This window comes from Dorea phocaeensis, assembly GCF_900240315.1.
GTDB classification, from domain to species: Bacteria; Bacillota; Clostridia; order Lachnospirales; family Lachnospiraceae; genus Dorea_B; species Dorea_B phocaeensis.
Map to the genome: position 1 here is coordinate 575,401 of NZ_OEPZ01000001.1, position 13,122 is coordinate 588,522.

General features: G+C 43.9%; 14 protein-coding genes. 3 read left to right on the forward strand and 11 right to left on the reverse strand.

The genetic code is table 11. The features are described 5' to 3' along the window. Nucleotides 1–5: 5 nt before the first annotated feature. Nucleotides 6–893 (reverse strand): 2-hydroxy-3-oxopropionate reductase, encoded by an 888-nt coding sequence (gene garR / locus C0979_RS02720; protein WP_101694523.1) that lies wholly within the window; start codon nt 891–893, stop codon nt 6–8. Nucleotides 894–1,204: 311 nt separating this feature from the next. On the opposite strand from garR, the gene C0979_RS02725 reads away from it, so the two are divergent. Continuing rightward, complete coding sequence (locus tag C0979_RS02725; RefSeq protein ID WP_101694524.1) at nt 1,205–1,849, forward strand: GntR family transcriptional regulator; 645 nt, start codon at nt 1,205–1,207, stop codon at nt 1,847–1,849. Nucleotides 1,850–1,878: 29 nt separating this feature from the next. Here the strand turns inward: C0979_RS02725 and C0979_RS02730 are convergent, their stop codons facing one another. Next, the gene (locus C0979_RS02730) at nt 1,879–2,736 is read right to left on the reverse strand and encodes a patatin-like phospholipase family protein (RefSeq protein WP_101694525.1); all 858 of its coding nucleotides are present in this window, start codon (nt 2,734–2,736) and stop codon (nt 1,879–1,881) included. Between the two features lie 164 nt (nt 2,737–2,900). Here C0979_RS02730 and C0979_RS02735 point away from each other — a divergent pair, with 164 nt between their 5' ends. Then, entirely contained in the window at nt 2,901–4,532 is a 1,632-nt protein-coding gene (locus C0979_RS02735) for an ABC-F family ATP-binding cassette domain-containing protein (RefSeq protein WP_101694526.1), read from the forward strand. Nucleotides 4,533–4,570: 38 nt separating this feature from the next. Here the strand turns inward: C0979_RS02735 and C0979_RS02740 are convergent, their stop codons facing one another. Genes C0979_RS02740 through C0979_RS02750 form a run of 3 tightly spaced genes read right to left on the reverse strand, consistent with a single transcriptional unit; the run spans nt 4,571 to nt 6,815 of the window. Continuing rightward, a complete protein-coding gene (locus C0979_RS02740; protein WP_101694527.1) occupies nt 4,571–5,113 on the reverse strand; it encodes a hypothetical protein in 543 nt (180 codons plus the stop codon). Nucleotides 5,114–5,131: 18 nt separating this feature from the next. Further along, complete coding sequence (trpS, locus tag C0979_RS02745) at nt 5,132–6,136, reverse strand: tryptophan--tRNA ligase (protein WP_101694528.1); 1,005 nt, start codon at nt 6,134–6,136, stop codon at nt 5,132–5,134. Nucleotides 6,137–6,173: 37 nt separating this feature from the next. Beyond that, complete coding sequence (locus C0979_RS02750; RefSeq protein ID WP_101694529.1) at nt 6,174–6,815, reverse strand: histidine phosphatase family protein; 642 nt, start codon at nt 6,813–6,815, stop codon at nt 6,174–6,176. A 119-nt stretch (nt 6,816–6,934) separates the two neighbouring features. Between C0979_RS02750 and C0979_RS02755 the strand changes: the two genes are divergently transcribed. Continuing rightward, nucleotides 6,935–7,411 carry an S-ribosylhomocysteine lyase gene (locus C0979_RS02755; protein WP_101694530.1) on the forward strand — a complete coding sequence of 159 codons (477 nt, stop codon included), beginning with the start codon at nt 6,935–6,937 and terminating at the stop codon, nt 7,409–7,411. Between the two features lie 14 nt (nt 7,412–7,425). On the opposite strand, the gene C0979_RS02760 is transcribed toward C0979_RS02755, so the two are convergent. The 6 genes from C0979_RS02760 to infC form a co-directional block, all read right to left on the reverse strand. After that, a complete protein-coding gene (locus C0979_RS02760; RefSeq protein ID WP_101694531.1) occupies nt 7,426–7,977 on the reverse strand; it encodes a cysteine hydrolase family protein in 552 nt (183 codons plus the stop codon). Between the two features lie 41 nt (nt 7,978–8,018). Then, nucleotides 8,019–9,854: an ABC transporter ATP-binding protein gene (locus tag C0979_RS02765; protein WP_101694532.1), complete on the reverse strand. Its 1,836-nt coding sequence runs from the start codon at nt 9,852–9,854 to the stop codon at nt 8,019–8,021. After that, the gene (locus C0979_RS02770; protein ID WP_101694533.1) at nt 9,841–11,625 is read right to left on the reverse strand and encodes an ABC transporter ATP-binding protein; all 1,785 of its coding nucleotides are present in this window, start codon (nt 11,623–11,625) and stop codon (nt 9,841–9,843) included. Before C0979_RS02770 ends, C0979_RS02765 begins: the two co-directional genes overlap by 14 nt. Before the next feature lie 96 nt (nt 11,626–11,721). Beyond that, a complete protein-coding gene (rplT, locus tag C0979_RS02775) occupies nt 11,722–12,078 on the reverse strand; it encodes a 50S ribosomal protein L20 (protein WP_101694534.1) in 357 nt (118 codons plus the stop codon). Between the two features lie 33 nt (nt 12,079–12,111). Continuing rightward, a complete protein-coding gene (rpmI, locus tag C0979_RS02780) occupies nt 12,112–12,309 on the reverse strand; it encodes a 50S ribosomal protein L35 (protein ID WP_101694535.1) in 198 nt (65 codons plus the stop codon). 33 nt (nt 12,310–12,342) lie between these two features. Next, nucleotides 12,343–12,837 carry a translation initiation factor IF-3 gene (infC, locus tag C0979_RS02785; RefSeq protein ID WP_101694536.1) on the reverse strand — a complete coding sequence of 165 codons (495 nt, stop codon included), beginning with the start codon at nt 12,835–12,837 and terminating at the stop codon, nt 12,343–12,345. Between the last annotated feature and the right edge of the window lie 285 nt (nt 12,838–13,122).

A 13,122-nucleotide genomic window follows, 5' to 3' on the forward strand; every position in this document is an offset into this window, starting at 1 on the left:
TCCTCTTAGTCGAATTTCTTCACTTCTACATCGGCCAGTTTTTCAAAATACTGTACGATTCCGCCATGATCATCATTCATATGGCCATGAATCTTCAGCGCCTGAAGAATCTCATATAACTGCGCGGTATATGGAATGGGAACATCAATGGCATGAGCTGTATTCACGACATTCTTAATATCCTTATGATTGATTCTAATCGGTCCGCCCGGCTTAAAGTTGCGCTCTACAATCATTGGAATTTTCGCATCCAGCACAGCGCTTCCTGCCAGTCCGCCGCGAATCGCTTCGTATACTTTCTGCGGATCTGCCCCTGCCTTTGTCGCCAGTACAAACGCCTCAGATACTACTGCGATAGTGTTATTTACAATAATCTGATTCGCAAGCTTGGTTACGCTTCCACTTCCGGACTCGCCGATCAAAAGTGCAGAAGAACCAAGAATATCAAAATATTCTTTCAGTGCATTAAAATCCTTCTCGTCTCCTCCTGCCATAATTGCCAGGGTTCCTGCAATTGCCCCCGGTTCTCCGCCGGATACCGGAGCGTCCACAAAGCCCACACCCTTCTCTTTCAATCTTGTGTAACATTCTTTTGACTCTACCGGTGTCACAGAACTCATATCACATACGATACTTCCTGCTTTCAGCGTGGATGCCACTCCATTCTCATCAAACAGAATGGATTTTACAATGTCTCCATTTGGAACGATTGTGAACACAATCTCACATGCCTCTCCAATCTCCTGATAACTGGCTTCTTTCGCCCCTGCTGCCACTACATCTGCAACCGCTTCCTTGTTCAGATCCGTCACCAACAGTTCTACCCCTGCTTTTACAAGGTTTTTTGCCATAGGTCTTCCCATAATCCCAAGTCCGATAAATCCTACTTTCATAATGATGTCCGCTCCTTTTCTCTTATTTTTTAATGTTTGATCCTGTTTTTTGAAATAATTCGTTCATTATTTCCTGTCTTAAGCACACTATACTGCAAACCGGTATACCGGTCAACCACCCATATATTCTTTCTCCCATTTTCACATAATTTTCCTTTATTTTTTATGCAATTTTCACATAATAATCACGTTTTGTTCGTTATGTTTTTAACATTTTAGACATAAAAAAGCGCGCATTTCTGCGCGCAATATTGACCCTATCAGCTATTTGTTGTATGATATTCTTTAGAAAAATCAAAGAAGGAGATACCATGACAGCATTAAACGAACAAGCTTACGAACATCTGCAAAACTTAATCTTATCAAACCAGCTCTCCTACCAGCAGGTATATTCCGAGACAAAGCTTTCCAAAGAACTTGGAATCTCCCGGACACCTTTTCGTGACGCCATCCACCGATTGGCTCAGGAAGGCTATGTTGATATTATTCCAAGCCGTGGATTCACACTTCACCAGCTTTCCAAAAAAGACGTCGAGGAAACCTTCCAGATCCGTTCTGCACTGGAGTGCTACTGTACCCTGCAAATTGCGAAACATGCCGATACACCGGACGCTGCCAGACTATTCGGGGAACTGGACTTGATCATGGAAAAGCTGCGTGAAATTCTAAACACCACCCAATCCATTCCAGCATTCAGCAAATATGATTTTCAGTTCCACACCAAAATTATCGAATATCTGAAAAACGAACAGTTTGCCTCTGTTTTCGCAACCTTTCTATATCGAATGCAGCGTCTTGCAGCGCTGTCTTTATCACACGAAGGCCGGATGCAGGACACCTTCCTGGAGCACCAGGCAATTCTGGATACTATGAAACGCGGCGATACAGAACACATCTACGAGGTCACCCTGCAGCACATGGAGAAACCACGGGAAATCAATCTGGAAGATCTGTAAGACATCCCCTTAATAAGCCCTTGCTCCCACTACTGCTCCAGATATCGTTCCAGCGCCTCATACTGACGCTTCATCAACCGATATCCATGCTCATAGAAATACATCAGTGTATCATAATTTTTTTCCAGCCTGGACACCGTTGGAACCAAAGGACGAAGTACGAATATCTTCCCCTCTTCTTCCAGCTGTTCTACCAGTTTCATCTGTTGATTGTACATCAGACTTCTGCGAATGCAGGTTCGCGTAAGATTCGGATACTTCTGATAGGATCTACGGTAAAGTTTCCCCACTGCCTTGGAAACAGGTTTCTTACGGTATCCCGGATTTCGGGTTAAAATCAGCACAATTTTCTCATTTCCCTTCTGAAGCGCCCGTTTCACAGGAATCGAATCTGCCAGACCTCCATCCAGATAGGGAACCCCATCAATATTCACAATGGGCGATACCAGCGGCATACTGCTGGATGCCCGACAAATCTTCATCAGACGGCCTCCGTCTTTCGTTTCGGTCATATATTCTGCCTGTCCCGTCTCACAGTTTGTCGTAACAATCTCACACTCTATCTCCGAACGAAAATACGTATCAAAATCAAACGGAAATACTTCTTTCGGATATTTTTCAAAAACCATATCCATATCCAACAGACTCTTCGTCTTAATGGACTTTGTAATGCTGTTATAATAACTATACTCTTTCTCTCTGTGAATCATACAGTCCCTGGTTCTGCCCGGCTGCTTTGATACATAATCCACACCATTGCAGGAACCGGCAGATACTCCTATCACATGGGACAGATAAAGTTCCTTTTCCATCAGATAATCCAATACGCCAGAGGTAAAGACACCCCTTGTGGCTCCGCCTTCTAATACGATTGTTGCTTTTTCCATACTCGTCTCCCTCGCTTTCTATTCTGTTATTATATACCCATTTTTTAGGTTAGCAAACCATTCTGCAAAGAAAAAAGTATCCTTGCTATTTCCCTTCATATTTGTTAAGATGAGAATTGTATGTAGAAATAGAATGAATAACAATCATAAGGAGTATTGAAATTATGATAAGTGCAAGCAATGTCACACTGCGCGTTGGTAAAAAAGCGCTGTTTGAAGATGTCAATATTAAATTTACCGAAGGAAACTGCTATGGCCTGATTGGTGCAAACGGAGCCGGAAAATCCACATTTCTGAAGATTCTCTCCGGACAATTAGAGCCAACCAACGGAGATGTCATCATCACCCCCGGAGAGCGTCTGTCTTTCCTGCAGCAGGATCACTTCAAATATGATGAATTTCCGGTTCTCGACACCGTCATGATGGGAAATGCAAGACTTTATGAGATCATGAAGGAAAAAGAGGTAATCTACGCGAAAGAAGATTTCACCGATGAGGACGGAATCAAGGCCAGTGAACTGGAAGCAGAGTTCGCTGCTATGAACGGATGGGAAGCAGAATCTGACGCTGCTACTTTGCTAAATGGGCTTGGTATCCCGGCAGAGATGCATTATGATATGATGAAAAATTTAACCGGTCCGGAAAAAGTTAAGGTCCTTCTTGCCCAGGCTCTGTTTGGCAATCCAGATATCCTTCTTCTTGACGAGCCGACCAACCACCTGGATCTGGACGCTATTGCATGGCTGGAAGAATTCCTGATTAACTTTGACAATACAGTTATCGTAGTATCTCACGACCGTTATTTCTTAAATAAAGTATGTACACAGATCGCCGATATCGACTACGGAAAAATCAAACTGTACGCAGGTAACTACGACTTCTGGTACGAATCCAGCCAGCTTCTGATCCGTCAGATGAAGGAAGCAAACAAAAAGAAAGAGGAAAAGATCAAGGAACTGCAGGAGTTTATCTCAAGGTTCAGTGCCAACGCTTCCAAATCCAAGCAGGCGACATCCAGAAAACGTGCGTTAGAAAAAATCCAGCTTGACGACATCCAGCCGTCCAGCCGAAAATACCCATACATTGATTTCCGTCCAGACCGCGAGATTGGAAATGAGGTTCTCATGGTAGAAGGTCTCAGCAAAACCATCGATGGTGAAAAAGTATTAGACAACATTTCCTTTACCTTAAACCGCGAAGATAAAGTTGCCTTCGTTGGCGGCAATGAGCTCGCCAAGACCACCTTGTTCCAGATCCTCACCGGGGAAATGGAACCGGATGAAGGAACCTATAAATGGGGAGTAACTACCTCTCAGGCTTATTTCCCATTAGACAGCGGAAAAGAATTCGATAACGACTACACGATCGTAGAGTGGCTGACCCAGTATTCTGAAATCAAAGACGTCACCTATGTCCGCGGCTTCCTTGGAAGAATGCTGTTCTCTGGTGATGACGGCGTCAAAAAAGTCAAAGTACTTTCCGGTGGTGAGAAGGTGCGCTGCCTGTTGTCTAAGATGATGATTTCCGGCGCCAACATCTTGCTCCTTGACGAGCCAACCAACCACCTGGATATGGAATCTATCACCGCCTTAAACAACGGACTGATCAAATTCCCAGGTGTAATCCTCTTCTCTTCCAGAGACCATCAGATTGTACAGACAACCGCCAACCGAATTATGGAAATCGTTCCAGGCGGCAAACTGATTGACAAGATCACAACTTACGACGAATATCTGGAAAGCGATGAGATGGCAAGAAAACGCCAGACTTACAGTGTACAGGAAGAAGACAACTAAAACGAAATAGAACCTTCAAAAAAAGATCCTTTGGGAAATTACTCATTTCCCAAAGGATCTTTTTTATGCAATTTACTGCGCAGCGTTTCATAAATCTCATCGAACGTCTCCTGAAGCCCATCCCCTTTCACACAGGATACGATCTCATGGCGACCTCCTTGCGGATCCGTTAGAAACAGTACTTTTTTAATATCCTGCTGCTTTCCTACCTCAATCTTCTCCATATCCTCGATCCGAAGGATCTCCGGGACCGACTGATCTGTCAGCACATAATCCTTACTGATCATCACATGCACCAGCGGATATTCCAGAAGATCCGGCGCTGAAAGCTGCCAGAAAAAATCTTCCCTGTCTTTCACCCCATCCAAACATTTCATCAGCGCCTTTCTGGAATTATGATTGGCTGCTGCCAAAAAGATTCCAATTGCTCCCAAAACCACACCTATCATAATATTGGAAAGGGCTGAAATAAACGCCACTCCCAACATGCTGACCCATACGATTCTTCCCGTTTCAAGTCTGGTCGCTCGTTCTTTCATAAAATCATAATACTTCTGCTGTCCTGCCGTCTGTATCTTCATTCCGTATTTCCCCTTTCATTAGCGGATTCTCTCCGGAAATCCAACCTTCTTCTGCACTTTTCGCAGAGTCTTCATCGCGAAATAATTGGCTTTTTCTGCATTATTCTTAATGACACTGTCAATATAAGCCTTATCCTTTTCAAGTCTTGCTACTTCATCCTGCAGTGGCTTTAACACGGATACTACCGCTTCACCCACTGCCATCTTAAAGTCTCCATATCCCTTACCGTCGAATTCTTTTACCACTTCCTCCGGCTTCTTTCCGGTACATGCACTGTAAATATCAATCAGGTTCTTTACACCCGGCTGCTCATCCCGATAAAGGATCTGAGCCTCTGAATCGGTTACGGCACGCTTGCATTTGCGGATAATCGTATCCGGATCATCCATCAGATAAATGCTGGCATTCGGATTCTCATCTGACTTCGACATCTTTCTGGTCGGATCCTGAAGGCTCATAATCTTCGCTCCCACTTTTCCGATATAAGCCTCCGGTACCGTAAACACATCTCCATAAATATTGTTAAACCGCTCCGCAATATTACGGGTCAGTTCCAGATGCTGCATCTGGTCAATTCCAACCGGCACGACGTCCGCCTGATAAAGCAGAATATCCGCTGCCATCAGGACGGGATAGGTAAATAATCCCGCATTGATATTATCTGCGTGCTTAGATGCCTTATCCTTAAACTGTGTCATACGATTCAGTTCTCCCATATAGGTAAAGCAGTTCAGAATCCATGCAAGTTCTGCATGACCTGATACATGGGACTGATAATAGATACAGTTTTTCTCCGGATCCAATCCCGCTGCAATGTAAAGGGTCAAAAGAGCTCTTGCACGCTTTCTAAGGGTAGCCGGATCCTGTCTGACTGTAATGGAATGCATGTCCACCACACTATAAAAGCACTCATACTCGTCACTTAATGTCACCCAGTTTTTCAATGCCCCCAGATAATTGCCAAGCGTCAGATTTCCCGTCGCCTGCATTCCGCTGAACAGCACTTTTTTATCATTAATCATATCTTCATCCTCCTCTTGCCATCTATCTGGAGACTGTCTATTTCCCAATTCCCCAGTCTTCTACTTTATCATCATAATAAACTACATTTTCAGACAGAATCTCAATTCTGCCGTCTGCCGCGAACAATTCTGTCACTGCACAATTCTTATGTACGCCAATTCCCCAGTATTCTTCTATCGAGCCGCCCCGGATATGGTTCAGAATTCCTGCCAGCGCAGCTCCATGAGTCGTAATCAGAACATTACTCTCCTGATACTGCCTCTTCCCGCAGAGCTCCTCAATGAATTCTCCTGCACGTTTCTGCACCTGTTCAAAGGATTCTCCGCCTTTCGCAGGCTTAAAATGTGCCGGGTCGTGAAAAAAGCATTCAAATTCCTGAGGAAGGTTCCACCCTTCTTTGGAACAGCATTTTCCTTCGTATTCTCCAAATGCCATCTCCATAATCCGATTATCTGTAATAATCGGAACATCTCTTTCATTTAGAATCAGCCGCGCCGTCTCTTCCGCCCGTCCAAGAGGACTGCTGTAACAGACATCAAAAGGAATACTTTTCAGTCCTTCTGCCGTCTTCTTTGCTAAACTTCTTCCAAATGCATTCAGTGGGATATCTACTTGCCCTTGTATCCTCTTTTGCTTATTCCAGTCCGTTTCACCGTGGCGCACCAAATATAGTTTCATTTTCCTTCCTCCTTAAAACTCACCCTGTAAGTATAGCACATCTTCTGACATTTTTCATAGTATATTATACGTAAAAGTGCTATAATACCTGTAATTACAGAGAAAAGGAGTACAAAAATATGCAGAAAATTACCAGTTTCACAATAGACCATTTAAAATTAATTCCCGGCGTCTATGTTTCCCGGGTAGATTACGCAGGCGAATCACCGATTACCACTTTCGACCTTCGCATGACCAGTCCCAACGATGAACCTGTGATGAACACCGCCGAGATGCATACCATTGAACATCTTGCAGCAACTTTTCTTCGCAATCATGCCGAATTTGGCGATAAAACAATCTATTTCGGCCCTATGGGATGCCGAACCGGCTTCTATCTTCTCCTTTCCGGTAAGTATGAGTCTCGCGACATCATTCCTTTAATGCAGGAAATGTTTTCCTTCATTGCCGCTTTTGAAGGAGAAGTTCCCGGAGCATCCGCAAAAGATTGCGGAAACTACTTGGATATGAATCTTCCCATGGCAAAATATCTGGCAAAAAAATATCTGGAAGAGGTCTTAACCGACATTACCGATGAACGTCTGATCTATCCCTAATGTGGCAAAATCGTTTATTGTCCGATAATCTGAATCTGACACATATTCATAGCCTGCAATGCATTTTGATGGCTTTCTACCGTAACTCCGGCACAACAGCTGGCATCTACAATCACCGGAGTTTCCGGTAGAAATGCCTTCACCAGCAAAGCATTTGAAATCACACAGATATCGGTGCAAAGCCCTACCAGCGTTACCGATGTAATTCCCTCTTTCCTTTGTTTTTTCAGATCCTCGTCCTGCGCTTTCAAAAGCTGGCCAAGCACCGGACTTCCAAACGTCGGCTTATCGATCGGCTGCTCTTTTCTAAGCAATTCTATTTCCGGACAAATCTCCCATCCTTGCGTTCCGCGGATACAATGGCGTACCGGAAGATGACGTCCTTCCTGCGTATCAAGGTAATTCTCTTCGTGCGTATCTCTAGTGTACAGAACCCGACTGTTGGTTCCATCCTTGAAAAGACGAATCTTCTCTGCAACCTTCGGCACAATCTCTACCGCTTCTTTTGTTCCAAGCGCACCATCAACAAAATCATTCTGCATATCTACCACTACTAATATTTCCATGTTTTTCTCCTTTTTATTATCAACTATACTCTTGTTAACAGCTATCTACTTCCCTCAAAAATCCGTCTTGCTTCCTCTTCCTCAAACTGCTTATCATACAGATTTCTATAATATCCCTGCCGGGCCAGCAACTCTTCATGCGTTCCTTGCTCAATCACTTTTCCATCCTTCACCACCAAAATCAGATCTGCATTCCGAATGGTAGACAGGCGATGTGCAATTACAAAAGAGGTGTGCCCTTTCAGCAGTTTTTGTGTTGCCTTTTGAATCAACTGTTCTGTTGCCGTATCAATCGAAGAGGTCGCCTCATCCAATACAAAAATTGCCGGATCTGCCAAAATCGCCCTGGCAAAAGACAAAAGCTGCTTTTCACCCGTCGATAAACGGCCACCACTTTCACCAACATCGCTGTCGTATCCATCTTTTAATTTCCGAACCACCTCATCTGCCGATACACTTCTTGCAGCTTCCTCTACTTCCGCATCTGTTGCATCCAGACGGCCATACCGGATGTTCTCCCGTACCGTCCCTGAAAAAAGATGAGGATTTTGAAGGACATACCCGATCTGGCTATGAAGCCAAAGCTGACTTCGTTCTCGATAATCTACACCATCAATCAGAATCCGTCCCGCCGTAGGCTCAAAAAACCGTCCCACCAAGTTTACAAGAGTTGACTTTCCAGCCCCTGTTTCTCCCACAATTGCCACATTCATGCCTGCCGGAACATGCAGATTAAAATGCTCCAACACATATTCTCTTCCATCAGGATAGCGAAAGGACACATCTTCAAATACAATATCTCCTTTTATCTTCTCCCAGTTTTCCTTTTTCGGCTGAAAATGATCTCCATACTTTTCGATTACCTCCGCCCGATCCGTTACGTTCGGTGTCTGTTCCAAAAGATCCATCACCCGTTCAATATTTGCCTGACAGGAAATCAAATCGGCCAGAAGCCTCGCCAGCTGCTGAATCGGCTCAAAAATAACGACCGCATAGGAAATAAACACCGACAGCGTTCCCAGCCGTATCAAATCCTCCTGTACCATGTAGCCACCTCGGTATAAGACGAACGCGGCAGCCGATGATCCGCAAAGCAAAATCAATGGAATATAGACAGCATTTAGCTTTGCCGCACGCCCCGCCGCCTGGTACATATCCGAGGTTCGCCCGGAAAAGGCATCTTCATTCCCCTTCTCAATCCCCATACTTTTCGATGTCCGAACACCGGTGATTCCTTCGTTATACGCACTGGTAATCTGAGAATTAATCTTTCTGACCCGCCGGTTCCAGTAAAGAATCTTATTTTGAAATACCACCGTCAGTACAGCAATACAAGGCACGATTACCAGAAGAATCAACGCAAGACGAGCATTCAAAAAAAACATAATGATAAACACGCTGACCACATAGAGGAACGCCCAAAACATATCCACTAGCCCCCAGGCAACTACGCTGGCAATCTTTAACGTGTCACTCATCACCCGTGCATGAATATACCCCACCGGCGTCGTATTATAATAGGAAAAAGATAACGTCTGCAGATGCTTAAACTGTGCCCATTTCAAATCCTTCCCTACACACATCTCAATCGTAGTAGCCGCGTGAACCGACCAGTACACCGACACCGTCTGCATCACGATCATTCCCACATAAGCCGCTGCAAACACTCCGATTCCCTGCAGCGTATTCGGAACAATAAAATGATCAATCGCATAACTTTGAAACAGTGGTGTCAACACATCCACGCCTGCCAGGAAAATATTCAATCCCAGTGTAATCATAAAATATTTTCGGTAAGGCTTAAAAAACGGAAACATCTTTGCCCAGACTTTCATTTGAAACGGTTTCTTATACTCCTGTTCTTCATAAGCCGCCATCTTGCTTTTTCACCTTCTTTCTGTCATCCTGACTCATCTGTATCTCATAGATCTTTCGGTAAATTCCCTGTCCCTGAATCAGCTGCTCATGGGTTCCCAGTTCTTCTACCCTTCCATGATTCAAAACCAGGATCTGATCCGCTCCCATCAATGTTGTAATCCGGTGAGAAATCAAGATCATCGTTGTATCTTTTCGATTCTTAAGAAGCTCCTTACGGATCACATAGTCCGTCTGTGCATCCACTGCAGACAGCGAATCATCAAACACCATCACCTTTGCATTCTGAAGCAGCATTCTTGCTATCGCAATCCGTTGCCTCTGTCCACCTGACAGGGTAACGCCCCGCTCTCCTACCAGTGTATCATAGCCATCCGGAAATCCCATAATCGCATCGTCCACACAGGCAATCTTTGCGGCCTGACGGATCTCTTCTAAGGATGCTCCCGGCGCAGAAGCCTCGATATTCTCCCGAATTGTTCGTGAATAGAGAAATGGTTCCTGCAGCACCATCCCCACCATCTTTCTAAGTTCCTCCAAAGGGATATCCTGAACTTCCCGGTCTCCCACGAAGATCTTTCCCTTCCCCTTCTCGCACTCATACAGACGGGTCAGAAGCTGTGCAATTGTAGACTTACCGCTTCCGGTTCCTCCCAGAATTCCAAATGTTGTCCCTCCTGGAATCTCAAAAGATACATCGGAAAGAACTTCTTTGCCTTCTCCATAAGAAAAGTCAACATGTGAAAACCGAATATCCAAAGCTTTCTCACATTCCTCCTTCTTTGCATTCTGCCCATACGCCTCTTCTTCTCCCTTTACAATGTAGTCTACACGTTCAAAAGACACGCCAGCCTTACTCATATCAGAGAGAATTCTTCCAAGTCCGCGAATCGGCCATACCAGCGTCGTATTATAGGAAGCAAACGCCACAAATTCTCCCACTGTAATATTGCCATAAACCGCCTCTACAGCACCAATCACAATCACCGTCACCACCTGAAGCCCGGTAATCAGATCTCCCACGCCCCAATAGAGGCCGGAAAGTGTTCCAAGCTTAATCCACAGCTTCGCAAATGCGTCATTTTTCTCTTGAAATCGATCCATCTCAAACTTTTCTCTTCCAAATGCCCGCACTACCCGAACCCCGGTAGCATTTTCCTGCACTACGGTAGACAATTCTCCTTCCGCCTCATCGGCATCCGTAAACCGCCTTGCAATCAGGCGATAAAAAACAGCCGAATATAGCACAACCACCGGGACAAATCCCAGAACAATCAGCGACAATTTCCGATTCATGGAAAACATCATACCAAACGATACTGCCACCAGAAATGCAGTCCGAAACACCTCCAAAAGCTGTGTCACAACAAAATTTCGGATCACTTCCACATCCGAAGTACAGCGCTGAATAATATCTCCTGTCTGATTGTGGTCATGCCAGGACATCGGAAGCTTCTGCACATGGGAGAACAATGACTCCCGCATATTTCTGGCAAATGTCTCTCCCGCCAGCGCCGTTCCAACCCTTCCCATATACAGAAAAATTCCGGACAAAGCTGCAACTGCCACCAGTATCAGCGCCATGATCCACAGATGCGACGACAGATATGGGTATTTTCCACTTCCCAACACCGAATCGATGGTAAATCGAAAAATCTGGGGCGTCAAAGCATTCAGTGCAGTCGTCATAAGAGATGCAAGAACTGCTCCTGCAAAATACCTTTTTGCACCGTTAAAAAACTGTGCTGTCATGCGTATTTTTCTGCTTTTCATATATTTTTCTCCTCATAATTTCCTATGTTACAAGAAAATGATACAAGAAAATCCCGGACTTATGCCCGGGATCCATCTTATAACTTTTTCATCCAATTAAGCAAGTTTGCTCTTAGCAAGCTCTGCAAGTGCTGCAAATCCTTCTGCATCATTAACAGCCATCTCTGCAAGCATCTTTCTGTTCATGTCAACATTTGCTACCTTTAAGCCGTGCATGAATTTGCTGTAAGACAGACCATTCATTCTTGCTGCTGCGTTGATACGAGCGATCCAAAGCTGACGCATCTGACGTTTGCGCTGTTTTCTTCCTGCGTATGCAGAAGTTAAAGCTCTCATAACAGACTGTTTTGCAACTCTGTACTGTTTAGAACGTGCTCCTCTGTATCCTTTTGCTAACTTTAATGTTCTATTGTGTTTCTTTTTAGCGTTTAATCCGCCCTTAATTCTTGCCATCTCTTATTATCCTCCTTCAATACTTCCGATATCTTACAGATATGGTAATACTTTCTTCATGTTCTTTACGTTAGTTTCATCAGTAATGATTGATTTTCTAAGATTTCTTTTTCTCTTTGTAGATTTCTTAGTTAAGATATGGCTCTTATAAGCTTTATTTCTTTTTAATTTTCCTGTACCTGTTTTTTTGAAGCGCTTTGCAGCCGCTCTATTTGTTTTAATTTTTGGCATAATAACTTCCTCCTTAAATTTGTAAATGTATTTTTAACGTTTTACGGTTAAAACCATGCTCATACTTCTGCCTTCCATCTTAGCAGGTTTTTCTACTACAGCAACATCTTCCAGCATTCCGGCAAAATCATCCAAAATATGTTTACTCTGCTGAACATGTGCCATCTCACGTCCTCTGAATCGAAGCGTTACTTTTACTTTGTTTCCTTTACTGATGAACTTCTTAGCATTGTTCACCTTCGTATTCAAATCATTTGTATCGATATTAGGTGACAGACGTACTTCCTTCACTTCAACGGTCTTCTGTTTTTTCTTCGCCTCTTTTTCTTTTCTTGCAAGCTCATATCTGTACTTACCATAATCAATAATCTTGCAAACCGGCGGCTGAGCCTTTGGAGCAATCTTTACCAGATCAAGCTCTGCTTCCTGCGCAAGTTTCATTGCTTCTCTGGATGACATGATTCCCAACTGGTCTCCATTCTCTCCAATTACTCGTACTTCTTTGTCTCTGATTTGCCCGTTAATCATTAAATCGCTAATTGTCGTGCACCTCCATCATCATAATAAAAAATAAGTGAACAGTCTCAGACCATCCACTTATATATCTGTATACACACGAACTTTCATCGTCGTAATACTCAATATCAAACCGATAGTCACCCGATTGTGCTACGGTGAGAGTGGATACTCTGCTTTCTTTTTTCCTCATGCATTTATTAATCTACCATAACTGCGTTCAGATGTCAATAATTATTTTTCTTTCTTCTGCTTTTCTTTCATTTTTTACCATATTTATTATAATTTTCGACATCG

Excerpts from the sequence above, each read along its gene's own strand:
- C0979_RS02755 (WP_101694530.1), top strand. The coding sequence starts at position 6,935 with ATGCAGAAAATTACCAGTTTCACAATAGACCATTTAAAATTAATTCCC.
- C0979_RS02740 (WP_101694527.1), bottom strand. The coding sequence starts at position 5,113 with ATGAAGATACAGACGGCAGGACAGCAGAAGTATTATGATTTTATGAAA.
- infC (WP_101694536.1), bottom strand. The coding sequence starts at position 12,837 with ATGATTAACGGGCAAATCAGAGACAAAGAAGTACGAGTAATTGGAGAG.
- rplT (WP_101694534.1), bottom strand. The coding sequence starts at position 12,078 with ATGGCAAGAATTAAGGGCGGATTAAACGCTAAAAAGAAACACAATAGA.
- C0979_RS02725 (WP_101694524.1), top strand. The coding sequence starts at position 1,205 with ATGACAGCATTAAACGAACAAGCTTACGAACATCTGCAAAACTTAATC.
- garR (WP_101694523.1), bottom strand. The coding sequence starts at position 893 with ATGAAAGTAGGATTTATCGGACTTGGGATTATGGGAAGACCTATGGCA.
- C0979_RS02750 (WP_101694529.1), bottom strand. The coding sequence starts at position 6,815 with ATGAAACTATATTTGGTGCGCCACGGTGAAACGGACTGGAATAAGCAA.
- C0979_RS02760 (WP_101694531.1), bottom strand. The coding sequence starts at position 7,977 with ATGGAAATATTAGTAGTGGTAGATATGCAGAATGATTTTGTTGATGGT.
- trpS (WP_101694528.1), bottom strand. The coding sequence starts at position 6,136 with ATGATTAATGATAAAAAAGTGCTGTTCAGCGGAATGCAGGCGACGGGA.
- C0979_RS02770 (WP_101694533.1), bottom strand. The coding sequence starts at position 11,625 with ATGAAAAGCAGAAAAATACGCATGACAGCACAGTTTTTTAACGGTGCA.
- C0979_RS02765 (WP_101694532.1), bottom strand. The coding sequence starts at position 9,854 with ATGGCGGCTTATGAAGAACAGGAGTATAAGAAACCGTTTCAAATGAAA.
- rpmI (WP_101694535.1), bottom strand. The coding sequence starts at position 12,309 with ATGCCAAAAATTAAAACAAATAGAGCGGCTGCAAAGCGCTTCAAAAAA.
- C0979_RS02730 (WP_101694525.1), bottom strand. The coding sequence starts at position 2,736 with ATGGAAAAAGCAACAATCGTATTAGAAGGCGGAGCCACAAGGGGTGTC.
- C0979_RS02735 (WP_101694526.1), top strand. The coding sequence starts at position 2,901 with ATGATAAGTGCAAGCAATGTCACACTGCGCGTTGGTAAAAAAGCGCTG.